General features: G+C 71.5%; 26 protein-coding genes and 1 pseudogene. 10 read left to right on the top strand and 17 right to left on the bottom strand.

Translation table 11 applies throughout. The annotated features are described in order from the left end of the window. Nucleotides 1-43: 43 nt before the first annotated feature. Nucleotides 44-1072, bottom strand: coding sequence for an SDR family oxidoreductase (locus tag ACFU53_RS34355; protein WP_384001419.1), 1029 nt, complete (start codon nt 1070-1072; stop codon nt 44-46). A gap of 159 nt (nt 1073-1231) precedes the next feature. On the opposite strand from ACFU53_RS34355, the gene ACFU53_RS34350 reads away from it, so the two are divergent. Next, entirely contained in the window at nt 1232-1888 is a 657-nt protein-coding gene (locus tag ACFU53_RS34350; protein ID WP_384001416.1) for a M15 family metallopeptidase, read from the top strand. A 352-nt stretch (nt 1889-2240) separates the two neighbouring features. On the opposite strand, the gene ACFU53_RS34345 is transcribed toward ACFU53_RS34350, so the two are convergent. Both ACFU53_RS34345 and ACFU53_RS34340 read right to left on the bottom strand, forming a co-directional pair. Beyond that, complete coding sequence (locus tag ACFU53_RS34345; RefSeq protein WP_384001413.1) at nt 2241-2906, bottom strand: HAD family hydrolase; 666 nt, start codon at nt 2904-2906, stop codon at nt 2241-2243. Between the two features lie 135 nt (nt 2907-3041). Continuing rightward, nucleotides 3042-4079 (bottom strand): PHP domain-containing protein, encoded by a 1038-nt coding sequence (locus ACFU53_RS34340; RefSeq protein WP_384001410.1) that lies wholly within the window; start codon nt 4077-4079, stop codon nt 3042-3044. A gap of 138 nt (nt 4080-4217) precedes the next feature. On the opposite strand from ACFU53_RS34340, the gene ACFU53_RS34335 reads away from it, so the two are divergent. Then, nucleotides 4218-4454: a hypothetical protein gene (locus ACFU53_RS34335; protein ID WP_384001407.1), complete on the top strand. Its 237-nt coding sequence runs from the start codon at nt 4218-4220 to the stop codon at nt 4452-4454. Nucleotides 4455-4479: 25 nt separating this feature from the next. Here the strand turns inward: ACFU53_RS34335 and ACFU53_RS34330 are convergent, their stop codons facing one another. Both ACFU53_RS34330 and ACFU53_RS34325 read right to left on the bottom strand, forming a co-directional pair. Then, nucleotides 4480-5136, bottom strand: coding sequence for a VanZ family protein (locus ACFU53_RS34330; RefSeq protein WP_384001404.1), 657 nt, complete (start codon nt 5134-5136; stop codon nt 4480-4482). A gap of 305 nt (nt 5137-5441) precedes the next feature. Next, nucleotides 5442-6098 (bottom strand): DUF4230 domain-containing protein, encoded by a 657-nt coding sequence (locus ACFU53_RS34325; protein WP_384001401.1) that lies wholly within the window; start codon nt 6096-6098, stop codon nt 5442-5444. A 196-nt stretch (nt 6099-6294) separates the two neighbouring features. Here ACFU53_RS34325 and ACFU53_RS34320 point away from each other — a divergent pair, with 196 nt between their 5' ends. Continuing rightward, nucleotides 6295-7248, top strand: a complete 954-nt coding sequence (locus tag ACFU53_RS34320) for a ribose-phosphate diphosphokinase (protein ID WP_384001398.1) — start codon at nt 6295-6297, stop codon at nt 7246-7248. Between the two features lie 42 nt (nt 7249-7290). Here the strand turns inward: ACFU53_RS34320 and ACFU53_RS34315 are convergent, their stop codons facing one another. After that, entirely contained in the window at nt 7291-7674 is a 384-nt protein-coding gene (locus ACFU53_RS34315) for an anti-sigma factor antagonist (protein WP_384001396.1), read from the bottom strand. Between the two features lie 159 nt (nt 7675-7833). Next, nucleotides 7834-8262: a MarR family winged helix-turn-helix transcriptional regulator gene (locus tag ACFU53_RS34310; protein ID WP_384001393.1), complete on the bottom strand. Its 429-nt coding sequence runs from the start codon at nt 8260-8262 to the stop codon at nt 7834-7836. Nucleotides 8263-8379: 117 nt separating this feature from the next. Here ACFU53_RS34310 and ACFU53_RS34305 point away from each other — a divergent pair, with 117 nt between their 5' ends. The 3 genes from ACFU53_RS34305 to ACFU53_RS34295 all read left to right on the top strand — a co-directional run bounded on the left by ACFU53_RS34305 (nt 8380) and on the right by ACFU53_RS34295 (nt 11316). Beyond that, on the top strand, nt 8380-9837 hold the full coding sequence (locus tag ACFU53_RS34305; protein WP_384001389.1) for an aldehyde dehydrogenase family protein: 1458 nt from the start codon (nt 8380-8382) through the stop codon (nt 9835-9837). A gap of 74 nt (nt 9838-9911) precedes the next feature. After that, nucleotides 9912-11021, top strand: a complete 1110-nt coding sequence (locus ACFU53_RS34300) for an NAD(P)-dependent alcohol dehydrogenase (RefSeq protein WP_384001388.1) — start codon at nt 9912-9914, stop codon at nt 11019-11021. A gap of 148 nt (nt 11022-11169) precedes the next feature. Then, entirely contained in the window at nt 11170-11316 is a 147-nt protein-coding gene (locus ACFU53_RS34295) for a hypothetical protein (RefSeq protein ID WP_384001385.1), read from the top strand. Between the two features lie 13 nt (nt 11317-11329). Here the strand turns inward: ACFU53_RS34295 and ACFU53_RS34290 are convergent, their stop codons facing one another. Beyond that, the gene (locus tag ACFU53_RS34290) at nt 11330-11902 is read right to left on the bottom strand and encodes a TetR/AcrR family transcriptional regulator (protein WP_384001382.1); all 573 of its coding nucleotides are present in this window, start codon (nt 11900-11902) and stop codon (nt 11330-11332) included. Then, entirely contained in the window at nt 11899-12261 is a 363-nt protein-coding gene (locus ACFU53_RS34285; protein WP_384001422.1) for a DUF1304 domain-containing protein, read from the bottom strand. Before ACFU53_RS34285 ends, ACFU53_RS34290 begins: the two co-directional genes overlap by 4 nt. Nucleotides 12262-12419: 158 nt before the next feature. Here ACFU53_RS34285 and ACFU53_RS34280 point away from each other — a divergent pair, with 158 nt between their 5' ends. Continuing rightward, complete coding sequence (locus tag ACFU53_RS34280) at nt 12420-12896, top strand: GNAT family N-acetyltransferase (protein WP_384001379.1); 477 nt, start codon at nt 12420-12422, stop codon at nt 12894-12896. Between the two features lie 74 nt (nt 12897-12970). After that, nucleotides 12971-13362: pseudogene (locus ACFU53_RS34275) on the top strand (VOC family protein). A gap of 203 nt (nt 13363-13565) precedes the next feature. On the opposite strand, the gene ACFU53_RS34270 reads toward ACFU53_RS34275, so the two are convergent. Further along, the gene (locus tag ACFU53_RS34270) at nt 13566-13862 is read right to left on the bottom strand and encodes a DUF4235 domain-containing protein (protein WP_384001377.1); all 297 of its coding nucleotides are present in this window, start codon (nt 13860-13862) and stop codon (nt 13566-13568) included. Between the two features lie 35 nt (nt 13863-13897). Beyond that, nucleotides 13898-14914 carry a glutathione S-transferase family protein gene (locus ACFU53_RS34265; RefSeq protein WP_384001374.1) on the bottom strand — a complete coding sequence of 339 codons (1017 nt, stop codon included), beginning with the start codon at nt 14912-14914 and terminating at the stop codon, nt 13898-13900. Nucleotides 14915-15020: 106 nt separating this feature from the next. Between ACFU53_RS34265 and ACFU53_RS34260 the strand changes: the two genes are divergently transcribed. Further along, nucleotides 15021-16061 (top strand): cation diffusion facilitator family transporter, encoded by a 1041-nt coding sequence (locus ACFU53_RS34260; protein WP_384001372.1) that lies wholly within the window; start codon nt 15021-15023, stop codon nt 16059-16061. Nucleotides 16062-16172: 111 nt separating this feature from the next. Here ACFU53_RS34260 and ACFU53_RS34255 read toward each other — a convergent pair whose 3' ends face one another. From ACFU53_RS34255 to ACFU53_RS34245, 3 genes are all read right to left on the bottom strand, one after another. After that, nucleotides 16173-16619 (bottom strand): nitroreductase family deazaflavin-dependent oxidoreductase, encoded by a 447-nt coding sequence (locus tag ACFU53_RS34255; RefSeq protein ID WP_384001369.1) that lies wholly within the window; start codon nt 16617-16619, stop codon nt 16173-16175. A gap of 106 nt (nt 16620-16725) precedes the next feature. Next, nucleotides 16726-17364: a LysE family transporter gene (locus tag ACFU53_RS34250; protein ID WP_384001366.1), complete on the bottom strand. Its 639-nt coding sequence runs from the start codon at nt 17362-17364 to the stop codon at nt 16726-16728. A gap of 294 nt (nt 17365-17658) precedes the next feature. Further along, nucleotides 17659-18231, bottom strand: coding sequence for a MarR family winged helix-turn-helix transcriptional regulator (locus tag ACFU53_RS34245; protein ID WP_384001364.1), 573 nt, complete (start codon nt 18229-18231; stop codon nt 17659-17661). 83 nt (nt 18232-18314) lie between these two features. Between ACFU53_RS34245 and ACFU53_RS34240 the strand changes: the two genes are divergently transcribed. Further along, nucleotides 18315-19256: a TIGR03619 family F420-dependent LLM class oxidoreductase gene (locus tag ACFU53_RS34240; protein ID WP_384001361.1), complete on the top strand. Its 942-nt coding sequence runs from the start codon at nt 18315-18317 to the stop codon at nt 19254-19256. Nucleotides 19257-19347: 91 nt separating this feature from the next. Here ACFU53_RS34240 and ACFU53_RS34235 read toward each other — a convergent pair whose 3' ends face one another. The 3 genes from ACFU53_RS34235 to ACFU53_RS34225 all read right to left on the bottom strand — a co-directional run. Next, nucleotides 19348-21045 (bottom strand): amidohydrolase, encoded by a 1698-nt coding sequence (locus tag ACFU53_RS34235; RefSeq protein WP_384001358.1) that lies wholly within the window; start codon nt 21043-21045, stop codon nt 19348-19350. A gap of 59 nt (nt 21046-21104) precedes the next feature. Beyond that, a complete protein-coding gene (locus ACFU53_RS34230; RefSeq protein WP_384001356.1) occupies nt 21105-22097 on the bottom strand; it encodes an ABC transporter permease in 993 nt (330 codons plus the stop codon). After that, nucleotides 22094-23188, bottom strand: a 1095-nt coding sequence (locus tag ACFU53_RS34225; protein ID WP_384001354.1) for an ATP-binding cassette domain-containing protein, incomplete at its 5' end; no start/stop codon positions are given. The genes ACFU53_RS34225 and ACFU53_RS34230, both read right to left, overlap by 4 nt.

Raw genomic sequence — 23188 nt, 5'->3', positions numbered from 1 at the left:
GGCGCCGTCACGTCCACGCCGCGTGCTCAAGGCCTACTCGGCCTCAGCCGACCTTCCGCCCCCGAAGCGGCTCGGTCTCCGCCCCGGCCCCGTGCCGCAGCCCCTCCAGGAACTCCTCCAGAACCTCCACCGCCGTGCGCTCCGGCCGCCACCCCAGCTCGTCGCGAGCCTTCGTGCAGTCCATCAGCGGCAGCCGCAGTACGGCGTCGAAGAGGTGTGGTGAGGCGGGCAGCAGCCGCAGGTTCCACGCGGCGGCGACCGCCGAGCGGGCCGCGACCCGGGGCAGCTTCACCGGACGGGAACCCAGCACCTCGCTGAGCAGCGTGGCGTCCACGGGTGACTCCGCCGCGAGGTTGAAGGCGCCATGGACGTCCGTGTACAGGGCCAGCCGGTACGCCTGGGCGGCGTCGTCGGTGTGCAGGGCCTGCACCTTCAGCCCCGGGATGTCGGGCAGGAACGGCAGCAGCTCGGACCGGGCCAGCGGGCCCGGCAGGAAACGTCCGCCGAAGATGCGGCGCTGCTCGCTCGCCGACTCCCGCTTGAACAGGAACGCGGGCCGCATCCGCACCACCCGCACTCCGGGGTGCTCGTGCTCGTAGGAGTCCAGGGCACGCTCCAGATACGCCTTCTCCCGGCAGTACGCGGCGTCCGGCCAGCCGTGCGTGGGCCAGGACTCGTCGACCGCGTGGTCCTTCGGCCCCGGTGAGTAGGCGCCGACCGACGAGGCGTGTACCAGCGTCGGCACCTTGGCCGCCGCCACCGCCTCGAAGACCCGCATACTGCCCAGCACATTGGTCCGCCAGGTCACGGCCGGATCGTGCGTCGGCTGGAATGCCCAGGCGAGATGGACGACCGCGTCCGCCCCCGCGAACTCCTTGACCAGATCGGCCTCCTCGGACCCCACGTCCACGGCCGACCAGTCCGTCTTCGCGGGCGCCCACTCGGGTACCCGACGGGCCAACCCCCGTATCCGGCCGACCCGCGTGTCCTCCGCGAGCAGACGCACCAGACTCGTCCCCACATTGCCGGTGGCGCCAGTGACCACGATCCTGCCGCCGGATTCTCCGTTCACCGCTGACTCCTCTCGCGCTTCGACTCCTTCAGAACCGCCCACGAGTACCCGGCCCCCGGGAATGCACGCAGCCGCGACCGGGCGCACTCGCGGGGCAGGCCCGGCCACTGTCTGGCCGATTCCCGCGGGAATCGGCCGGCCCCGCGAGATGATCAACCCATGACCGAGATCATTTTGATGTCCGACGCGAAGGTGGCGGCCGTACCCGTCCATGACTCCGACGAGCCGCTCGTCGACGTACGCCGGGCCGGCCCCCTGCTGGTCGACGAGCGCAAGGCCGACGCCACGGGTGCCTATGCCCATCTGCGTGCGGGCGTGCTCGACCGGCTGGTCAAGGCCCAGTCGCTGCTGCCGGACGGGCTGCGTCTGCTCTTCGTCGAGGGCTACCGGCCGCCGTCCCTGCAGCGCGAGTACTTCGAGGAGTACGCGGCCGAGCAGCGTGTCATGCACCCCGACTGGCCCGACGACCGCATCCGCACGGCGGCCAGCCGCTATGTCTCCCCGCCCGAGATAGCCCCGCACTCCGCGGGCGCGGCCGTTGATCTGACCCTCGTCGACGCCGACGGCCGTGAACTCGATTTCGGTACGCGGGTCAACGCCAGCCCCGAGGAGAGCGCCGGCGCCTGCTACACGGGGGCGGACGGGATCTCCGCCGAGGCCCGCGCCCTCCGGGAGACGCTCGGCGCCGCCCTCACCGCGGCCGGCTTGGTCAACTACCCCACCGAGTGGTGGCACTGGTCGTACGGCGATCGCTACTGGGCCCTGATGACGGGCGCGCCGACGGCGCTGTACGGGCCGCGGGAACTCGACGCCTGAGCGCTTCCCAGGCACCTGAACCCTTCGGAGTGCCTGAACCTTTCCGAGTGCCTGAACCCTTCCGAGCGCCTGAGCGCTTCCAAAAAGGGAGAAGCCCGACCGGGACGGGGGAATCACGGTCGGGGCGGTCTGTGTGTGGGTGCGGATGGCGGTCGCCTCTCGGCGAAAGGCTCCACAGGGCTTCAGCCGAACGATCGTCCCTGTGGGCAAAAGGTGAGGCCCGGGGACACTGTCCCATCCACACCCACGGCTGGTTCAACGGGAAAGTACCAGCGGGTGTTCCTTCCGTATCCGGACATTGCCGGTGATCTGCGTCACGTCGGCAAGGCCGCTCACAGTGGCCGTCACCAGGTCATTCCTCCTGCCCCAACGGGCTCTCCTCCAGGGCGGCCAGCAGATGGGCCGGATTCCGGAACACCGCCTCCGCGCCGGCCGCCTCCAGTTCGGGCCGCGGAATGCCGCCGCAGAGCACCGCCACGCAGTGCACCCCGGCCCGGGCGCCCGCCCGCATGTCCCAGACCGTGTCCCCGACGAACACCGACCGCTCGGCCTCCGCCCCCGCCAGCTCCAGGGCCTGCTCGACCGGATCCGGCGCGGGCTTCCCCTCGGCCACGTCATCGGCGCTCGCCGTAGCCACGATGGCGTCATCGGCTCCGATCGCCCGCCGCAACGCGGCCAGCTCCGCTCCGCCCGCCGAGGTCGCCAGCACCACACTCCAGCCCTGACCGTCGAGCCGCCGCAACAGCCGCCCGGCGTCCGGCAACGCGGGCAGCCGGTCGAAGTACGTCCCGTACAACGCCTTGTGCGCCGCACTCAGCGCGTCCTTCTCCTCCGGATCCCGCTCCTCACCCAGCAGATGCGTGATCAGATCCCCCGACGGCAGCCCCACCGCCCGATGCACGTCATGCATGGCCACATGATGACCGCCCTGCCGCAACGCCTCCCACCAGGCGACCACATGCAAATGATTGGTATCGACAAGAGTCCCGTCGACATCGAAAACAGCAGCCCTGCCCATGCCGCACCTACTTTCCGAATGAGACGTTCACTGCTCGCTGCCGAGAGGGGCAGCGCCCCGAAAGAGGCGCGGCGGGGAACCGCGCGACCAGTCACGACGGACCCGTACCCGCCCATCACCGCTTGCCCCGGGCTCTCACGCACTCAACACCCCCTCCGGAAGCTCCCGATCCCGGGCCCACCCCAACACCTCCTCCACCCCCCACGTGGTCACCACCCGCTCCACCGGCACCCCGCACTCCTCCGCCCGAGCACACCCGTGCACCTGCCACGTCAGCTGCCCCGGCGCATGCGCGTCCGTGTCGATCGAGAAGAGCGCCCCCGCCTCCACGGCCCCCCGCAACAACCGCCGAGGCGGATCCAGCCGCTCCGGCCGGGAGTTGATCTCCACGGCCGTCCCCGTCTCCGCACACGCCGAGAACACCGCATCCGCGTCGAACTCCGACTCGGGCCGCCCCCGCCCGGTGACCAGCCGCCCCGTGCAGTGCCCCAGCACATCGGAGTGCGGGTCGCGGACGGCGGCGACCATACGCCGGGTCATCGCGCGAGCGTCCATCCGCAGCTTGGAGTGCACGGACACCACCACCACGTCGAGCCGGTCCAACAGCTCGGGCTCCTGATCCAGCGAACCGTCGTCGAGGATGTCGCACTCGATGCCGGTGAGCAGCCGGAACGGCGCCCACGTCTCGTTCAGCGCGGCCACCACGTCGAGCTGCTCCCGCAGCCGCTCCGGGGACAGGCCCCGGGCGACGGTCAGCCGGGGGGAGTGGTCGGTGAGCACCGTCCACTCGTGGCCGAGGCGGGCTGCGGTCCGGCCCATCTCCTCGATCGGGCTGCCGCCGTCCGACCAGTCGGAGTGCACATGGCAGTCGCCCCTGATCAGCTGCATCAGCTCTGCGCCGCCGCCCGTGAGCGGGGCCTCGGCCTCCTGCTCCAGCTTCCGCAGATAGCCCGGCACCTCCCCGGCCAGCGCCTCGCGCACCACCTGCGCGGTCTTCGGCCCGACGCCCTTCAGCGACTCCAGCGAGCCGGCGGCCGCCCGCTCGGCCACTTCGTCCCCCGGCAGCGCGCCGAGCACGGCGGCGGCCGTACGGAACGCCCGTACGCGATAGGTGGGGGCCCGGTCCCGCTCCAGCAGGAAAGCGATCCGGTCCAGGGTCTCGACGGGATCCATGGCACCTCCAGCCTCCCGCTTCCAGCGTCGCCCAGCCCCCGGGTACCCGCACGGCGGTCGTACGATCACGGGCGGGCGGACTCACCCGCCCGGACCTCACCCGGTCACCGACCGCCGGAACCGCTCTACGCTCTAGATATGACCGAAAGCGCGAGCCCCTACATTTCCCACCCCCGGGTCATGGTGCTCGGGGTCCAGCCCGGTACGCCGCCGTTCCGGATCGTGGAGATCGACGGCCAGGTGGTCGGCGAGGCGAAGACGTTGACGGACGTGCTGCGGGCCGCGGCCGCGTACGGAGTCCTGGTCCACGACCTCGACGACCCCGACCAGGTCCGCTGGGTGGGCGGCGACAAACTCACTTGGACGCTGCGCTAGCCCCCGGGGGCGCTGTGCGGGACTGTCACCCCACCCTCTTGCGGCGGCTCACGCGCAGGCGCTGTGTCCAGGCACCGCGCAGGCGCTGTGTCCGGACGCCGCGCGGTGCCTTCCGCTGGGCCGGTGCCTTCCGCTGGTCCGGCGCGGCCTTCGGCTCGCGCGGGGCACGTGCGTGTACCGCCCGGCCGAGTCGTCGGCCGAGCAGCAGATAGCCCAGCAGCGCACCCGCCGTGTTGAGGATGACGTCGTCGATGTCGAACGCGCGTCCGGTGACGAGCGCGCCCTGCACCAGTTCGACCAGCAGCATCATCAACGCGGTCAGGGCGGGCACGCGCAGCAGACCGCGCGCCCCGGGCGCCAGCACCGGCAGCAGGATCCCGAACGGCACGCCCAGCAGGATGTTCCCGCCGACCTGCTTGATCGCGTCGCGCGGATCGGGGTGGTGCCAGTAGAGCTCCAGGGAGCTGCCGGGGCGGAGGTTGCTGTGAGTGAGCGCCTCCGACGCCGGGGACGGCTGGAGGGTGAGGCCGGCCAGCACCACCCCGAACGCCACCATGGCCATGAAGGCCAGCGCCATCACCAGCAGCCGCAGGGGCAGCGGGAGCGGCCGTCGATCGCGTGGGGCCGCCGGGGAACGGCGGCCGGAGGTCGTGGTACGGGAACGTGCCGTGGTACGGGCCATGCAACCCTCCCGGTTTCAACTTCCCTCTGTCCCAAGGTGGTTACCCCCGATGCGGCCCACGATTCCCGGCCGTACGAGAAGTCGTCTCCGCCCGTACGAGAAGTCGTCGGCTGGGCGCCGCCGGTTTTCCCTCGCCCTTTCTGGGCACTCCGGGCTGGGAGTGACAGGGGCCCGCTCCCGTTCGAGGGGCGCCGAAAAGGCACCCGGGAGCGGTAGGGCGTGGGAGGGCGTGGACGTGCGGAGGCGGCGGACGTTCCGACGTACGACGCGCCCTCCCCGAAACCGGGGAGAGCGCCGGTGTCCGGTCAGGACCCGTACGTCACCTTCACCTCCTTGAAGCCGAGGGACTTCAGCAGCCCTTCGAGCATGTCGGTGGTGTTGGCCTCGGCACGGTCCGTGAGCTTGCTGTCCTTCGCGGCGTCGCCGATGTGTTTGACGGCGAGGCGCTGCACGGCCTGTTCGCCGTTGGGGTTGTCGGAGAACAGATCGCCGAAGCGGTCGAGCAGTCCGCGCTGCTTGGACACGGCGTAGGAGTGCTCGGTGTCGAGGGCGGGCTTGCCGAGCCGGGCGCGCGGGAGGTTGATGGTGGCCGACGTACGGTCGTCGTTGACCTTCACGTCGTTGTCGCCGACCTTGCCGAGGTCGACATAGGCGTCGACGGTGCCCGCACCGACGTACAGCGTGCGGGTGCCGCGGATCGCGTCCGGCAGGTACTTGGCGTCCTTCTCCAGGTCGACGACCACCTGGAAGTTGCCCGAGGCGGCGTCGTAACGGCTCATGTCCTGGATGGACTTCAGGAGTGTGGGCCCCGAGCGGTCGTGCTCCTCGGTGCCGAACACGTCGTCCAGCCCCCCGAAGACCAGCATTCGCAGTGCGGCCAGCAGCACCACGATGAGGATGACCACGGCGGTGAGCAGCTTGGCCCAGCCGGGCAGACGCGTGCGCTTGATGGACGTCGTCATGTCGACGGTCCTCCTTCCTCTTTCAACGAATGCCCTCAAAGTCCCTGGGGGAACGCCGAGTTGGTGATTGTCCGCAGTTCGCCGTAGATCCGGGGTGCGGGCTGTCCCGGCGGCTGTACCGAATTGGCGTACGCCGGGCGGCCAGTAGCATGAGCCGCGCAACCCGTAATGATCATGTTCATACGAGGAGCCGACCGTGCGTGACATCGCCGTCTTCACCGGCAGTGCCCACCCCGAGCTCGCGGACGAGGTGTGCGCGCACCTGGGGGTGCCGCTGAGCCCGTCCCGGGTGAGCCGTTTCGCCAACGACTGTCTGGAGGTGCAGCTCCAGGCCAGCTGCCGGGAGAAGGACGTGTTCCTGGTCCAGCCGTTGGTCGCGCCGGTTCAGGAACACCTCGTCGAGCTGCTGCTGATGTGCGACGCGGCGCGCGGTGCATCGGCGGGCCGGATCACCGTGGTCATGCCGCACTACTCGTACGCCCGCTCCGACAAGAAGGACGCGCCGCGCATCTCCATCGGCGGTCGGCTCGTCGCCGATCTGATGGTGTCGGCGGGCGCCAGCCGCGTCCTCGCCATGACACTGCACTCACCTCAGGTGCACGGCTTCTTCTCGGTGCCGGTCGACCATCTGCACGCGCTGCGCGAACTGGCCGCGCACTTCCGGCAGTACGACCTGACGCGTACGACGGTCGTGTCGCCGGACCTGGGCAACGCCAAGGAGGCGGCGGCGTTCGCGCGGATGATCGGAGCGCAGGTCGCCGCGGGTGCCAAGCAGCGGTTCGCGGACGACCGGGTGAGCATCAACTCGGTGATCGGCGAGGTCGCCGGGCGGGATGTGATCGTTCTCGACGACGAGATCGCCAAGGGCAGCACCGTCCTGGAACTCCTGGAGCGGCTGCGGGAGTTGGGGCCGCGTTCGATCCGGGTCGCGTGCACCCACGGACTGTTCGCGGCGGGCGCCCTGAAGCGGCTGAGCGAGCAGCCCGACATCCTGGAGATCGTCTGCACCAACACCGTGCCCGTCCCCGTGGACGAGCGCACCGAGAAGCTCAAGGTCCTCTCCATCGCCCCCGCGCTCGCCGAGGCCGTGCGCCGCATCCACAACGGCGAGTCCGTCAGCGCCCTGTTCGACGCGCCGTCGAGGGAATAGAGCCAAGAGGGCCAAGAGAGCCAAGGGAGCTGATGGGCGGGGTCATAACGTGCCGGACGCGGCCTCGGGCTGCTCCAGGGCCGCGTCCAGTGAGGGTGCGGGTGGCAGCAGCCGGGCCAGGCCGGTGACCTTGAGGACGCGCAGGGTGAGCGGGTGGGTGCAGACCAGGCGCAGCTCGCCGTCGCGGTCGAGCACCCGCTGCCGGGCCCGGTAGAGCAGCCGCAGGCCTGAGCAGTCGAAGAACTCGACGTGCCGCAGGTCGATCACGATCCGGGCGCCGGGGCGGCTCGTCGCCGCGTCGAGGTGCGGAATGATCTCCACGGCCGCCGCGATGTCGATCTCGCCGTGCAGTTCGAGCACGGTACGGCCGCGGTCCGTGCGGACGCGCAGGTACCCGGTCGCGGGCGGAGTGGGGTCGCTCGACACGACGGCATCGCCTCCAACCGGACTGTGTGAGGACAGGCATGAGGGCAAAACCCGTCCCTGCCCTGCAAGTTACCCTCGGCAGAGTGAATTTCAGCATGTTCGATTGACATATGTCTTCGATTTCTGCGGCAATCCGTCCGGAGTTTTGGGCGGAGCCCCCTACGACAGGGCGTGCCACGCCTTCGACAGCGTCTGCCGGAACTGGTCGGCCTGGTGCGCGGTGAGGTCGCGGATCATGCGTTCCTCCAGGTCACGCATGGGCTCGGCGTAGTGGGCGAGCAGCTCGCGCCCCTCGTCGGTCAGCAGGATCAGCAGCTCGCGCCGGTTTCGCGGATTGCGCTCCCGGCGTACGAGCCCGCGGTTCTCGAGACTTCGGACGAGATCGGCGATGGACTGGGCCGTGACGAACGAGTCGCGGGCGAGCTGGGCGGCTGAGAGTCCGTCGTGCCGCTCCAGGACCGTGAGGGACGTGTACTGCAGGGCTGTGATCCCGGCCGGCTTCACCAGCTCGTCCAGGCGCGAGCGGACAACGAGCTCGACCTGCTTGACCATGTAGAGGAGGGAGGGAGGTGCCTTGGTGCCGACCATGAGGATCAGCGTAAGGCATTGACAGGAAACCTGTGTGTAATGAAACTGCGAACCAACAGGAATCCTGTTGGTTGAAGACTTGGCGATCAAGGCTGAATCAAGGCTGAGGAGCGGGCAATGACGACCACCTTCGAGAGCGAGCCCGGGCGGCTGTTCATCGGTGGACAGTGGGTTGAGGCGACTGATGGGGCACGCGCCGACGTGATCGACCCGTCCACGGGCCAGGTGGTCACGACGGTCGCGGAGGCGGGCGCCGCCGACGTCGACGCCGCCGTGCGCGCCGCGCGCGATGCGTTCGACAACGGCACGTGGTCCGGGCTGAGCGGCCGCGAGCGCGGCCGGATCCTGAACCGCGTCGCCCAGCTGATCCGGGAGAACGCCGACGAGATCGCGGCCCTGGAGAGCCGTGACGTCGGCAAGCCCATCATGCTGGCCCACGCCGTCGACGTGACGAACGCGGCCAACGACTACGAGTACTACGCCTCCCTCGCCTGGTCCCTGGACGGCTCCGCCCGCGACGTCCCGAACAACCGCCTCGCCTACACCAAGCGCGGCCCGATCGGTGTGGTCGGCGCGATCACCCCGTTCAACTTCCCGCTGATCCTGGCCGGCTCCAAGATCGCCCCGGCGCTCGCGGCCGGCAACACGGTCGTGCACAAGCCGGCCGAGGAGACCCCGCTCAGCGCGCTCTACATGGCGGGGCTCCTGAAGGAGGCCGGCGTCCCGGACGGCGTCTACAACGTCGTCACCGGCACGGGCCCGGTCGCGGGCGAGGCGCTGCTGCGCAACCCCGGCGTCGACAAGATCGCCTTCACCGGTTCCACCGCGACCGGCCGGCACGCGGCGAGCGTCGCAGGCGAGGGCCTGAAGCAGGTCACCATGGAGCTGGGCGGCAACGCGGCACACCTCGTCTTCGAGGACGCCGACATCGAGAAGGCCATCGGCGCCATCATCAAGGGCTTCGTCTTCAACACCGGCCAGTTCTGCATGGGCGGCCCCCGCCTGCTGGTCGCCCGCCCGGTCTACGACACCGTGGTCGGCATCCTCGCCGACGCCGTGCCCGGCGTGCCGATCGGCGACCCCCGGCAGCCCGAGACCGTTATCGGCCCGATGGCGGGCGAGCGGCACCTGAAGAAGGTCGAGGAGTACGTCGAGCTGGCCCGCAAGGAGGGCGGCCGCATCGTCTGCGGCGGCGAGCGCCTCGACCTGAACGGCGGCTACTACTACAAGCCCACCGTCATCGCCGACCTCACCAACGACTCCCGGGTCGTCCAGGAGGAGGTCTTCGGGCCGGTCCTCACCGTGCAGCCCTTCGACTCCGAGGACGAGGCCGTCGAGCTGGCCAACTCCACGCCGTACGGCCTGGCCTCCGGCATCCAGACCACCAACCTCACCCGCGCCCACCGCGTCGCCGACCGCCTCCAGGCCGGCATCGTCTGGGTCAACGACTGGCCGATGCTCGACCCCGCCGTGCCCTTCGGCGGGGTGAAGGCCTCCGGCTTCGGCCGCGAGTACGGCCCCGAGGCCCTGGAGTCCTACACCAAGGTCAAGTCCGTCGTCGTCTCGCTCGACTGAGCACCTCCCCGGGATCACTCGTGAGCCGCAGGACCGCTCCGGCGGCTCACGGACAAGACAAGGAGTTCATGAGAATGTCCACCACCACACGTGCCGCAGTGGTCGAGTCCGGGGGCGCGCCCTTCACCCTCTCCGAGGTCGTCCTCGACCAGCCGGGGCAGGGCGAGGTCCTGGTCCGGATGGTCGCCGCCGGGCTGTGCCACACCGACCTGGGTGTCGCCGGCGGCGGGCTGCCGTTCCCGCTGCCCGGGGTGCTGGGCCACGAGGGCGCCGGTGTCGTCGAGGCCGTCGGCCCGGGTGTCACCTCCGTCGTGCCCGGTGACCACGTCGTGCTGTCCTTCACCTCCTGCGGCGGCTGCCAGAACTGCCGTGACGGGCACCCGGCGTACTGCGCGACCTGGCTCCCGCTGAACCTGATCGGCGGCCGCCGCGCCGACGGCACCAGCACCATCAGCCGCGACGGCAAGGAACTGGGCGGCCACTTCTTCGGCCAGTCCTCCTTCGCCGAGCGTGCCCTGGTCGACGAGCGCGGCCTCGTCAAGGTGGACCCGGACGTACCGCTGGACTCCATCGCGCCGCTCGGCTGCGGCGTCCAGACCGGTGTCGGCGCCGTCTGGAACGTTCTGGAGCCCCGCGCGGGCAGCACCCTCGTCGTCCTCGGCGCCGGGGCTGTCGGCCTCTCCGCCGTGATGGCGGCGGCCCTCACCCCCGCGACCACGGTCATCGCCGTGGACAAGGTCGGCGAGCGGCTGGAGCTGGCCAAGGAGCTGGGCGCCACGCACACGGTGAACGCGAGTGAGGTCGCCGACATCACCGAGGCCGTCATGGAGATCACCGGCGGCCGGGGCGCCGACGGCGTCGTCGAGACCACCGGCAGCGTCTTCGTGCTCCGCAAGGGCGTCGACGCCCTCGCCGCGCGCGGCACCCTCGTCATCGTGGGCGCCCCGCCGTTCGGCACCGAGGTCTCCCTCGACGTCAACGGCATGCTCGGCGGCAAGCGCGTCGTCGGCCTCACCCTCGGCGACAACGAGATCCAGACCGCCATCCCGGTCCTCGTCCAGCTGGTCAAGGAGGGCAAGCTCCCGCTCGACCGGCTGATCAGCCGCTACAAGTTCGAGGACATCGCCCAGGCGGTCGCGGACATGAGCGGCGGCAAGAGCATCAAGCCCGTACTGACGTTCTGACGGGTTCCGACGTCCCGAGGAGCCATCTCCCGCCGGGGCACGTCCTCCCCGCGTGACCCCGGCCCTGTGGGTGACCTGGACACCAGGTCACCCACAGGGCTGTCGAACGTCCCGGGTACCTTCGGCGTCGGAGGAGAGACATGTCCGCATGCCCGCGCGGGCACACGACACCGGGTACCGCTACGAGGACCGGGCGCTGTGGCTCGTCGAGGACGACCTCTCGAAGGCGTACGTCCGCACCCCCGACGGGGTCGAGGTCTGGCCCGAGGTGGCGAAGGGCATGGGCTGCGCCTGAGCCGAAGGTGCGCTCACCGGCTCCGGTGCAGCGCGACCAGCAGCTGCCACGCCTGGTCGGCGATCTCCTGAGGGGTGCCGTCGAGGAGGCCGTGCAGCCAGTCGGCCAGGACCCCCGCGAAGGTCGCCGCCACGGCGGAGGCCACCAGCGGGGCGTCCGCGGCCCCCGCGAGCTCGCGTTCGCGGAGGCTGTAGGCACGCAGGTCCCGGTGCAGGACCCGGCCGAGCGGCCCGCCGCCACCGGGCGCCAGCAGGGCTCGGTACAGGGCCGCGTGCGGGGCGAGACCGGCGAAGAACTCCGGCAGCGCCGCCGGCGCCCGCACCGGGTCAGGGCGCCCGCGCCAGGCGTGCAGCGCCTCCACGGCCTCCCGTACGACATCGGCGCAGGCGTCGACGGCCAGTGCCTCCAGGTCCGGGTAGTGCACGTAGAACGTGGCCCGGCCGACCCCCGCCCGGCGGACCAGCGCGGCCACGCCGATCTCGTGCAGCGGGTGCCGGGCACACTCGTCGAGGAGGGCTTCCCGCAGCCTGGCCCGGGTCCGGGCGGCCCGGGGGTCCTCCGTGGCCCGGGGGTCCTCCGGGGTCATCCCGCGACGAGGACGGCGGCCAGGGCGAGCGCGCCGGGGAGCGCCTGGGCGACGAGGATGCGGCGGTTGGCGGTGGCGGCGCCGTACACACCGGCGACGATCACACAGGCGAGGAAGAAGATCTGGACCCGGTAACCGGTCGGGTCACCGGCGATCAGGCCCCACACCAGACCCGCGGCGAGGAAGCCGTTGTAGAGCCCCTGGTTGGCGGCCAGCGAGGCCGTCCGCTTCGCCATCTCCGCGTCCAGCCCGTGGAAGGACATCCCCGGCTTCTTCTGCCACAGGAACATCTCCATCACCAGGATGTACGCGTGCAGCGCCGCCACCAGCGCGACCAGCACGTTCGCCAGGATCTCCATGGTCAACAGACTCCGTCGTTCACTCGAGTTCACTCGATGCTTCCGAAACTTCTTGGACAGGTGTCCACTATAGCTGGACGACTGTCCAGGAAGCTCACCCCGGGGGCCCGTGGATCGTCGTGGACGGGTTGTCAGACCTTGCCGTTAGGTTCCCGTCCATGAGTGAGCAAGAGGTGATCGTGCGGCGCGCCCGCGCCGAGGACGTACCGGGGATCGTCGTCTCCAGCTCTTGGCTGTTCGCCGAGGACGGCGGGGAGCGGGACCCGAGCCTGAACGTGGACTGGCCGCGCCTGCACGGCGCCGAGGCCTTCACGGCCGCCCTCCAGGACCCCGGCCGGCTGCTGCTGGCCGCGCTGCACGACGGGGAGGTGGTGGGCCATCTGTCGGGATCGATGTCCGTCCCCTCCACCATGCGCCCCGTCGGATCGGCCACCCTCATGGCGCTGTACGTCCGGCCCGAGCACCGGCGCGCCCGGGTCGGGGCCCGGCTGGTCGACACCTTCCTGGTGTGGGCGCGGGAACAGGGCGCGGCGCACGCGGAGGTGACCGCTTCGGCGGCCAACGCGGACGGCATCCGGTTCTACGAGCGGGAGTCGTTCCGGCCGCAGGCGCTCACACTGCGGCTGAACCTGTAGCCGGCGGGTACCCGGGGAGCGTATGGGCGGCGGCGGAACCGTTCCCCGCGCCCGGGATCCCGTACGGAGGAGACATGGCACTGGTACAGGCGGGCCTCGTGGTGCTGGACTGCGCCGAGCCGGAGAAGCTGGCGGTGTTCTACAAGGACTGCTCGACGGGGAGGAGACGGACGCGACGGCCAACCGCGTCGAGATCGAGGGTGCCTGTGGCGCCCGGCTGGCGTTCCGCCGGGACGTCAACGCCACCCCGCCGAGCTGGCCACGCCCCGAGAACTCCCTCCAGGCCCATCTGGACTTCTACGTCGACGACCTGGACGAGGCCGAGCGGCGAATAGTCTCCCTCGGTGGGCGTCCGGTGGACACGAAGGATGCGGCCGGGCCGTTCGAGGAGCGCGGCTACTCCGACCCGGCCGGCCACTCCTTCACCCTGCGCCGCGAACACTCCACGGCCCCGAAGCAGGGCTAGTGTCCTGCGCCGGGAGTTCCTAGGCGGTTCCGGCTGAGCCGCGGACGGTCAACGCGCCTGGTCGGCGGCGGGAGTTCGACCGCCGAGACGAGGCAGATCCACCGACGGATTTCAGGCGCAGCGCACTGGAACCAGCACCTTCCCCAGCAGGGCCAGGGCCTGTCCGGCGGTCCGCGCGGGATCCACCGGACAGGCCCTGAACGTCAGTCCCGGCCTCCCTTCTCGGCGGCCGGCCACACCCCGGTGGACCGCTCGATGGCCTTCGCGCCCGTGCGGTCCACCGCGCTGCGCACGACCGCGAAGATCGCGCCCTGGACGGCCGCCGCGAGCAGGACCTCGCCCCAGCTGCGGTCCCGGTCCAGTGCGTCGGGCGCGTCGTCCTCGTGGCGGATCAGCTTCCAGGTCTTGCGGAACGCCAGCGAGGCCAGCGCACCACCCGCCCAGCCGAGGGCGAAGCCGAGAGGCTGATAGGCGAGGGGGAGCTTCTTCTTCTTGGACATCTGGTTTTTCTCCTTCACGTCGCGATGTCGCCGGATCAGGGACGGCCCTGCGGGGCCACGACCTCGGCCTCGGGCACCGGCCCCGGAGGAGTCCCGTCGCCGAACGGGCTGCCGCCCAGATCCTCGCGGCCGTGGCGCGTGAGCCAGCCCGCCAGATCGGGGCCGAGCGGCACCACGGCGGTCGGGTTGATGCCCGTGTGCACCTGGTAGTAGTGCCGCTTGATGTGGTCGAAGTCGACGGTGTCGCCGAATCCGGGGGTCTGGAAGAGATCACGTGCGTACGCCCACAGCACCTGGTCCTCCGCCAGCTTCCAGCGGTTGCACTTGAAGTGACCGTGGTAGACGGGGTCGAAACGCACCAGCGTGGTGAAGAGCCGGATGTCCGCCTCCGTGATCGTCTCCCCGACGAGATAGCGCTGCCGCGCCAGCCGCTTCGACAATGCCTCCAGCCGCCGGAACACCCCGGCACAGGCCTCCTCGTACTCCTCCTGCCCCGTGGCGAAGCCCGCCCGGTACACCCCGTTGTTGACGTCCTCGTAGACCTCGGCCATCACCGTGTCGATCTCGTCGCGCAGGGCCGCCGGATACAGGTCCGGCGCGCCCTCGCGGTGCAGGTCCGTCCACTCGGTGGCGAGGTCGAGCGTGAGCCGCTGGTAGTCGTTGGTGACCAGCTCGCCGCTCGGCACGTCCACGATCGCCGGGACGCTGACCCCGCCCGGGTAGTCGCTCTCCCGCGCGTCATAGGCCTCCTTCAGGAACCGGATGCCGAGCACCGGGTCGCGGTCGTCCGGGTCCAGCGTGAACCGCCAGCTGCGGTCGTCCTGGATCGGATCGGTGACGGCCATCGGCAGGGCGTCCTCAAGGCCCAGCAGCCGCCGCGAGATCACCGCCCGGCTCGCCCAGGGGCAGGCCCGGCTGACCACCAGCCGGTAGCGGCCCGCCTCCACGGGCCAGCCGTCCCGGCCGTCGGCCGTGATCCGGTCCGCGAAGTGGCTCCTGGACCGTTTGAACGCCTTCCTCCCGTACGCCTCGTTGCCCTCGCCGCCACTCATGCCGCCCGCCCTCCCGGTCTGTCCGGATACGTATGCCCTGATGAGAGTTCCCCGATTTCAGCGACACCCACGGTGTGAGCGCGACCGGTCGGGGCAGTCGGCGAAAGTGACGAGCGCATCAGCAGACACCGAGACGACGGAAGACCGGGGCGGGGCGGTTCTCGAAGGACCGGGGACCCACGAGGAGAGCAAGGCACGGGAGGACCGCAGGACCCGGATCACCGTCCTCGTCGCCCTCGGCGCCAACCTCGTGATCGCCGTGGCCAAGACCATCGGCGGACTCCTCGCCGGATCGCCCGCCCTCCTCTCGGAGGCCGCCCACTCGGTCGCCGACAGCATGAACGAGGTCTTCCTCCTCGCCGCGCTGCGCCGCAGCCGCCGCCCCGCCGACAGCCGGCACCCCTTCGGCTACGGCAAGGAGCGCTTCTTCTGGTCCCTGCTCGCCGCCGTCGGCATCTTCGTGATGGGCGGCTGTTTCTCCTTCTACCAGGCGGTCCACGCCCTGACGGCCAAGAGCGAGGAGTCCTACGACGGCTATGTCGTCGGTATCGCCGTCCTCGGCGTCGCCCTCCTCTCCGAGGGCGCCTCACTGCTGCGCGCACTGCACCAGGTGCGGGGGCAGGGCGGCGTCGACGGACTCCGGGACCCGGCGCTGCGTACGGTCGTCGCCGAGGACGGCACGGCGGTGCTCGGGGTGACCCTCGCGATCGCCGGGATGGCCCTGCACATGGTGACCGGCCAGGTGATCTGGGAGGCGTCCGCGTCGTTCGCGATCGGGGCGCTGCTCGTGTACGTCGCCTACTGGCTAGGCCGGGACGCCCGCGAACAGCTCATCGGGGTCGCCGCCGATCCCGAACCCAGCCGGAAGATCCGTTCCCTGCTGGCGGCGCAGCCCGAGATCGACAGCGTCGAGGCCCTGCTCACCATGCAACTCGGCCTGGACTCCACCCTCGTGGCCGCCCGCGTCGACCTCGTCCCCGGCCTCGACAGCGAGGAGGTCGAGGAGGTCGCCGTCCGCATCAAGGGCTCCATCGCCCACGTCGTTCCCGAGGCCGACCAGATCTTCCTCGACGTGACGGAGAAGACGGGGCCGGGGGAGCGGGCAGGGGAAAGCCCCGCCGCGACGGGGGGACGCGGCGGGGCCTGAGGCTCGGGTGCCCGGTGCGCGAGGGATCATGCGCGACGCTTCGAAAGTTTTTCTCCGCGCTTTCCGCACCCGCGACACGCTCTCACTGCCGGTGAGTCGTCCGGTGAGTCGTCATCCCTCCGGCGACTCCAGCACGAAGACGGGAATCTCCCGGTCGGTCTGCTTCTGGTAGTCCGCGTACGGCGGGTACGCGGCGACCGCCCGGTCCCACCACGCGGCCTTCTCGTCCCCGGTGACCTCGCGGGCGGTCAGCTCCTGCCGCGCGGGCCCGTCCTGGAGCTCCACGTGCGGGTCGGACTTGAGGTTGTGGTACCAGACCGGGTGCTTGGGCGCGCCGCCCTGCGAGGCCACGACCGCGTACCGCCCGTCGTGCTCCACCCGCATCAGCGGGGTCTTGCGGAGCTTCCCGCTCTTCGCGCCGCGTGTGGTGAGCACGATGACGGGCAGGCCCGTGTCCAGCAACGTCGTCCCCTGCGTGCCGCCCGAGCTCTCGTACAACTCGACCTGCTCGCGCACCCACTGCGTCGGGCTGGGCACGTATTCGCCCTCAAGTGGCATGGCAACCGTCCCTTGCTGTCGCGTTCAGACTGTCCCCCGCATTCAACACCTGCCGCTCCCGGATTCATCCTCATCGCGCCGCACGCACACGGGACTTCGCCCGCCTTCACGCACCGTGTGACGGCGCCAGCATGAGCATCGCCAGTACCGCGATCACGGCACTCGACAGGAGCCCCGTCACCAGCCGCCCCCGGTGGCCTGTCAGCGCCCGGCCGAGCAGTGCGCCGCCGCCCGCGAGGAGCAGTTGCCAGCTCGCGGAGGCGAGGAAGGCGGCAAGGACGAACACCGTCTGTTCCAGGGGGCTCACGGCGTCGGTGGCGCGGCTGCCGAGCACGAGCGCGGCGAAGTAGACGACCGTGGTGGGGTTCAGGAGGGTGATCCCCAGCAGGACGACGTAGGCGCGTGCCGGGCTCACCGGGTCCGGTCGCGGGCGGGTGGTGAGCAGCCGGGCGCGGTACCGGCGCAGGGCCGCGACCGCGCCGTGTACCGCCAGCGCGAGGAGTACCAGGGCGGAGGCCCGGCGCAGGGGCACCAGCACCGGCTGCAGGGCGGCCGCGAGGGCCGTACCGCCGAGGGCCGCGAGCAGGGCGTACAGTCCGTCGGCCGTCGCGACGCCGAGCGCGGCGCAGGCTCCGGTCCGCAGGGACGTACGGGCGGTGAGGGAGACGAGGTAGGTCGCGACGGCTCCGACGGGGATGGCGATGCCATAGCCGGCGAGGAGCCCCGCGACGAGCGCGGCCGTCACGGCCGGGGCGGTGTCGGCCCCCACGGTCGACCGGACTGCTGCAGGCCCCGCACCGGCGACGCGGTGGCGAGGGTCAGCGGCAGGAAGGCGTCGATGATGAGCATGCGCAGATCCTGGGGCCGGGTGCTCCGCCCCCGCAAACGAATTACCGCGAATCACCGACAGCTCTCGCGCAGTCGAATCACCGGCGGCTCTTGACCATGGTTCCGCGCCTGCCTATCTTGTTTGAATCCAAACGAGATGGCGCGGAGGTGTCGACGTGAAGGGGCAGGTGCACCGCTGTCCGCGGAGGCGTCAGGCCTTCGGGCGCCGGCCGCTGCGGCGGGGTGCGGGCTCGGCGCCGTTCAGCAGGGTGCGGCGGCGTTCCTCGCCGTGCTCCTCGACCTGGAGCACGACACCGCGCAGCCCCTCCGCGAGGCTCCGGCACTCCGCGTCGCTGAGCTGCCCGGTGACGAAGGCCTCCTCCTCGTTGAACGCCGGGAACACCCGCCGCATCAGCTCCTCGCCCTGGTCGGTGAGGGCGAGGAGCACCAGCCGTCCGTCCGTCGGGTGGTCCGCCCGCCGTACCAGCCCACGCGACTCCAGCGTGCGGGCCACACCCGTGAGCGTGCCCTTGGAGATGCCCGCCTCCTCCGCCACGTGCCGGGTCTCGGACTCGCCCCACACCCACACGACCCACAGCACCACGAAGGCCGTCCAGGTGAGGTCGGAGCCGCGCAGCACGGAGTTCTCCAGGTGCTGCCGCACCGCCGAGGCGGCCCGGTAGATGTTCGCCACCGCCGCCATCTGGTCCCGGCGGATGGGGAAGTCCCCCAGTTTCGCCGCGGCGAGCTTCTCGGCTTCGGTGATGGATCGCTGGCCGGGCACGGGTGCTCCTCGGATCGACGGTGTGGGCACAACGGTTGTTCGGTCATTCGGGATCAAATTGTACGGAGGAGAAGGAAACCGCCATGAGCACCACCCCCCGCATGCTGCTGGTCCTCAGCGAGAACTGGACCCTCACCGGCGGCCGGGCCGACCTGCCCGCCGCCGTACGATGGGCGCGCGAGGCCGAGGACGCCGGGTTCGACTCCGTCATGGTCAGCGAACACATCGTGCTCGGCCCCGACGCCGCCGCCGACGGCATCATGGGCAACCCCCGCGACTACGCCCTCCCCGGCAATCAGGACCCGTACACCCCCTGGCCCAACTCCCTGCTCCTCCTCGCCTCCATCGCCTCCGTCACCGAGCGCCTGCGCCTGGCCGCCGCGGCCGTCCTCGCCCCGCTGCGCCACCCCCTGCTGATGGCCCGGGAACTCGGCACCCTCGACCTGCTCAGCGAGGGACGGCTGCTGGTGCAGCCCACGGTCAGCTGGAGCAAGGACGAGTACGACGCGCTCGGCGTGCCCTTCGGCAGACGCGGCCGGCTCCTCGACGAACACCTGGAGGTCTGGGCGAAGGCCTGGGGGCCGTCCCCGATGTCCCACGACAGCGAGCACTACCCGTTCCGGGACGTCTACTTCGAGCCCAAGGCGTACCGCCCCGAGGGCCCGAGGCTCTGGTTCGGCGGGCAGCGCCTGCACGGTCCCGTGCTGCGCCGGCTGGTCCGGTACGGCCACGGCTTCCACCCGCTCGGGCGGCCGACGCCCGAGGACCTGAAAGCCCTCGACGAGGCGATGGCCGCCGCCGGCCGGGACGCCGCCGACCTGGAGATGGTCGGCGGCACCCAGGCTGTCTTCCCCGACGACCACTCCCCGGCGGACCTCGGCGCGGCCCTCGCCTCGATACCGGAGCAGTTGGAACAGGGCTTCACGACCTTCTGCGTCAAGCCGAACCAGTTCATCGACGACCCCGACGGGGTGGGCGCCTTCTGCAAGGAGGTCATGCGGCGGGTCACGGTGCTGACGGGCTGACGGGCTGACGGCACGGCGATGCCGGCGCCGCACGCGCGGCGCCGGCATCGGCATCTGCCCAGCTCATCGCACGAGGCCCACGGACTACGGCTCAGCGCTCGAAGACGACCCCGCCGTCGAACACCGTCATGTCCACCTGGGCCCCCGTGATGTCACGCGGATCGATGTCCAGCAACGGCCGGTCCAGGACGCACAGGTCGGCCACCTTCCCCACCTCCACGGACCCCTTCCACTCCTCGGCGAAGTCCTGCCGCGCCGGGTTGATCGTGTACGCCCGCAGCGCCTCGGCGAGCTCCACGCGCTGCTCGGGACCGCTCACCCGGCCGCTGGCCTTCGACTCGCGCAGCAGCATCCCGGCGACGCCCTGCCGCCAGTCGGGCTCGGTGATCGGCGCGTCCGAGCTGGCGCACACCGCGACGCCCGCGTCGAAGGCCGAACGCGCGGGCCACTGGTACGCCGACCGCTCCGTGCCCACGACCTCCGCCATCAGGTCGGAGATCGTCCACTTGATGGCGGGGTTCATGTTGACTCCGTAGCCGTGCGCGGCCAGCCGGGCGAGGCTGTCCGCACCGATGAAGTCGCCGTGGATGACGTAGTGCCGGGCGTCGGGGCGCGGCACGGTTTTCTGCGCCGCCAGGAACGCGTCCACCACGAGGTCGATGGCCCGGTCGCCGGTGACATGGACACCCAGCTGGTACCCGGCTTCGTGGGCGACACGGATCATGTCGAACAGCTCGTCGACCTGGAGCTCGGGTGTGCGCCCGTGCACGCAGAGGGAGCCGTGGCCGCCGTCGACGTAGGGCTCGTTCATCCAGGCCGTACGGTTCGGGGGCACCCCGTCGGCGAAGATCTTCATGCCGATGGCGTTGAGCAGCCGGGGGTCGGCGGACTCGGGGCGGTGGAGTTCGGCGAGGCCCTTGCGGACGTCGTCGGCGGAGCCGCCCATGGGCGCGGGCAGGAGGAGAACACTGACCCGGGCATGCAGACCGCCGGTCGCGGCCAGGTCGGCGTACGCGGTCCAGTTGTCGGTGCTCAGCCCGCCGAACAGGGTCTCGGCGCCGCCCGGGCCGAGGCCCGGCTCGGTGTAGCTGGTGATGCCGCGTGAGTGGAGTTCGGCGACGACGTTCCGGATGGCCTGGCGGCGCTGGGCGACGGTGGGGGAGGGCAGGGCGGCCTGCAGCAGGACGCCGGCTGCCTCGCGGAGGATGCCGGTGGGCCGGCCGTCGGCATCGCGGTCGATGACCCCGCCGTCGGGCGCCTTCGTGCCGGCGTCGATCCCGCACCGGCGCAGCGCCTCGCTGTTCGCCCACACCATGTGCTGCGAGAAGTCGGTCAGACAGACGGGGTGGTCGGGCGCCACCACGTCCAGGTCACCGCGGTGCGGGAGGCGGCCCGGATCGGCGAGGCACTCGGTGAGATAGCCGGGGTCCCAGCCCAGGCCGACGATCCACTCGCCGGGCGCCGCGTCCAGCGCCGCCGCGCCCACCGCCCCGGCGATGTCGGCGATCGAGCCCACCACCGGATGGCCGACGTCGAGGGCGAACGGCGGCTTGGCCAGCCCGTACGCGGCGCCGTGCAGATGCGAGTCGTTGATGCCCGGCAGCACGGTCCGCCCGGCCAGCTCGACGATCCTCGTCGCCGGTCCGGCCAGGGCACGCATCTCGGCGTCAGTGCCGACCGCGACGATCTCCCGGCCGCGCACGGCCACACCCTCGGCGACCGAGAAACCGGCGTCGACGGTGATGACCTGACCGCCGGTCAGGACGAGGGTGGGGGAAGTGTCGCTCACGAGGACCTCTCTGGGGTGTCTGAATGAGGGGAAGGGCGAGGTGAAAGGCGGACCGGCGGTCACCGGGTCGTGCGTGGGCCGAAGTAGGCGAGCGCGGCGCCCGCCACCAGGGCCACGCCCTGGGCCATCTGCTGCCAGAACGTCGGCACGCTCAGCAGTGTCAGCCCGTTCTGCAGGCAACCCAGGAAGAGCACGCCGAGCAGGACCCCGAGAACCGAACCGGAACCGCCGCTCAGCGCGACCCCACCCAGCAGCACCGCCGTGAGCACGGTCAGCTCGAAGCCCGTGCCCGAGGTGCCCGCGACCACGCTGTCCAGCACGGACGCCTTGATCGCCCCGGCCAGCGCGGCCGCCGTACCCGTGACCACGAACAGCGCGAAGGGCGTACGGCGGACGTCGATGCCGGAGAGGTACGCGGCCTCCCGGTTGACGCCGATCGCGAACACGTGCCGTCCGGTCGGCGTGTACGCCAGGAACAGCGCCCCGGCGACGAGCACGACGGCGGCTATGACCACGGGCGCCGCGATCCCGGCGATCCGTGCCCCGCCCAGCCACGCGAAGCCGTCGCCGAACCCGCTCAGCGGTAGCGGGAAGAGCTGCTGCGCCAGTCCGCGCACGGCTGCCAGCATGCCCAGCGTCACGATGAACGGCGACAGCCCCAGGTAGCAGCAGAGCACCCCGTTCACGGCACCGACCGCCGCGCCGACGGCCAGCGCGCCGAGGACGGCGACCACGGGGGACTGGGCCTGCTCACCCGCGAGCCAGCCCGCCGTCAGGGCGCCGAGCGCCAGGGTCGAGCCCACGGACAGGTCCAGATAGCCGCTGATGACCAGCAGGGCCAGTGGTACGGCGACGATCGCGAGGGCGGCCGCGTCGGTGGCGATCCCGCGCAGATTGCCGGGGTCGAGGAAGCTGCCGGTGGACAGCTGGAACACCAGCACCAGCAGGGTGAGGACGACGAGCAGAGGATGGCGCCGCACCGTCGTCAGTCCGTGCGCGGCCAGCGCGCGCGGGCCGGGGACGACGCGCTCCGCGGCGGTCACGGTGGTCATGCTGCTCCTTCGTGGGGCGGGGTGGGCGGTGCGGCCGGACCGGCGTCGTGGACGGCGGCCAGCAGGGACTCTTCTGTGAGGTCGGCGCCGCAGAGTTCGGCGACGATGCGGCCCCGGTCGACGATCAGACAGCGGTGGGCGAGGCCGGCCGCCTCCTCCGGGTCGCTGGAGGCGAACAGCACGGCCGTGCCGCGCTGTTCGGCGAGCGTCGACACGACGTCGTAGATCTCCTGACGGGCGCCGACATCGACGCCCTGGGTCGGTTCGTCAAGCAGCAGCACGTCGACGGCCCGGGCTTCGTTGATCCAGCGGCCGAGCAGCAGCTTCTGCTGGTTGCCGCCGGAGAACGCCGAGGCCGGCAGCCCCGGCCGCGCGGGCCGCAGCCCCACCGCCTCGGCGAGCGAGCCGAACACCCGCCGCTCCGCGCCGAGTGCCCGAACCCCGCGCCGGGCGAGCGTCCGCACGCTCGGCAACAGCACGTTGTCCTGCGCGCTCAGTCCCGCGAACAGCCCCTGCGCCCGCCGGTCCGCCGGCACGAGCGCGATCCCGGCGGACAGCGCGTCGGCGGGCCGGGCCGGCGAGACGACCCGCTCGCCGATGCGCACGCTGCCGCCGACGGCCCGGCGCCTGCCGAACAGGGTCTCCAGCACCCGCGTCCGCCCGGACCCGATGAGCCCGTACAGTCCCACGATCTCGCCCTCGCCGACGGTCAGGTCGACGGGGCCGAAGCCGGGGCCACGTAGGCCACGGACGGTGAGCCGGGCGGGGAGGGGCGCGGTGGGCGAGGAGAGGGGTATGGCTTCGCCGGGCACGGCGGTCCGCCGCAGCGCCGACCCGTCCGCGCTCGGCGGCGGGACGACGGACCGCCGGGGGCGGGCCTCCGCGTCCGGCGAGGGGTAGCCCTCGCGGTCACGGGACCCGGCGGGGCTCGGGTCGCTGTGACGGGAGCCGTCGTGGGCCGGGCCGACTGCGGCCTCGGCGCCTGTGCCGCCAGCGGTCCCGTTCTCTGCGCCAGCGGTCCCGTTCTCTGTGTCGGCCGTGCGGCAGTGGGCATCCGATGTGTCTTCCGCGCCCGCGCCCGCGCCCGCGCC

Source organism: Streptomyces sp. NPDC057474, from assembly GCF_042802555.1.
Classification (GTDB): domain Bacteria; phylum Actinomycetota; class Actinomycetes; order Streptomycetales; family Streptomycetaceae; genus Streptomyces.
This window is presented reverse-complemented; position numbering and strand designations above follow the sequence as displayed.

Bases quoted from the DNA above. Each gene is read 5' to 3' on its own strand.
- ACFU53_RS34345 (WP_384001413.1), bottom strand. From the start codon at position 2,906: ATGGGCAGGGCTGCTGTTTTCGATGTCGACGGGACTCTTGTCGATACC.
- ACFU53_RS34280 (WP_384001379.1), top strand. From the start codon at position 12,420: ATGAGTGAGCAAGAGGTGATCGTGCGGCGCGCCCGCGCCGAGGACGTA.
- ACFU53_RS34340 (WP_384001410.1), bottom strand. From the start codon at position 4,079: ATGGATCCCGTCGAGACCCTGGACCGGATCGCTTTCCTGCTGGAGCGG.
- ACFU53_RS34325 (WP_384001401.1), bottom strand. From the start codon at position 6,098: ATGACGACGTCCATCAAGCGCACGCGTCTGCCCGGCTGGGCCAAGCTG.
- ACFU53_RS34265 (WP_384001374.1), bottom strand. From the start codon at position 14,914: ATGAGTGGCGGCGAGGGCAACGAGGCGTACGGGAGGAAGGCGTTCAAA.
- ACFU53_RS34350 (WP_384001416.1), top strand. From the start codon at position 1,232: ATGACCGAGATCATTTTGATGTCCGACGCGAAGGTGGCGGCCGTACCC.
- ACFU53_RS34290 (WP_384001382.1), bottom strand. From the start codon at position 11,902: ATGACCCCGGAGGACCCCCGGGCCACGGAGGACCCCCGGGCCGCCCGG.
- ACFU53_RS34305 (WP_384001389.1), top strand. From the start codon at position 8,380: ATGACGACCACCTTCGAGAGCGAGCCCGGGCGGCTGTTCATCGGTGGA.
- ACFU53_RS34300 (WP_384001388.1), top strand. From the start codon at position 9,912: ATGTCCACCACCACACGTGCCGCAGTGGTCGAGTCCGGGGGCGCGCCC.
- ACFU53_RS34270 (WP_384001377.1), bottom strand. From the start codon at position 13,862: ATGTCCAAGAAGAAGAAGCTCCCCCTCGCCTATCAGCCTCTCGGCTTC.
- ACFU53_RS34240 (WP_384001361.1), top strand. From the start codon at position 18,315: ATGAGCACCACCCCCCGCATGCTGCTGGTCCTCAGCGAGAACTGGACC.
- ACFU53_RS34230 (WP_384001356.1), bottom strand. From the start codon at position 22,097: ATGACCACCGTGACCGCCGCGGAGCGCGTCGTCCCCGGCCCGCGCGCG.
- ACFU53_RS34295 (WP_384001385.1), top strand. From the start codon at position 11,170: ATGCCCGCGCGGGCACACGACACCGGGTACCGCTACGAGGACCGGGCG.
- ACFU53_RS34330 (WP_384001404.1), bottom strand. From the start codon at position 5,136: ATGGCCCGTACCACGGCACGTTCCCGTACCACGACCTCCGGCCGCCGT.
- ACFU53_RS34255 (WP_384001369.1), bottom strand. From the start codon at position 16,619: ATGCCACTTGAGGGCGAATACGTGCCCAGCCCGACGCAGTGGGTGCGC.
- ACFU53_RS34310 (WP_384001393.1), bottom strand. From the start codon at position 8,262: ATGGTCGGCACCAAGGCACCTCCCTCCCTCCTCTACATGGTCAAGCAG.
- ACFU53_RS34285 (WP_384001422.1), bottom strand. From the start codon at position 12,261: ATGGAGATCCTGGCGAACGTGCTGGTCGCGCTGGTGGCGGCGCTGCAC.
- ACFU53_RS34335 (WP_384001407.1), top strand. From the start codon at position 4,218: ATGACCGAAAGCGCGAGCCCCTACATTTCCCACCCCCGGGTCATGGTG.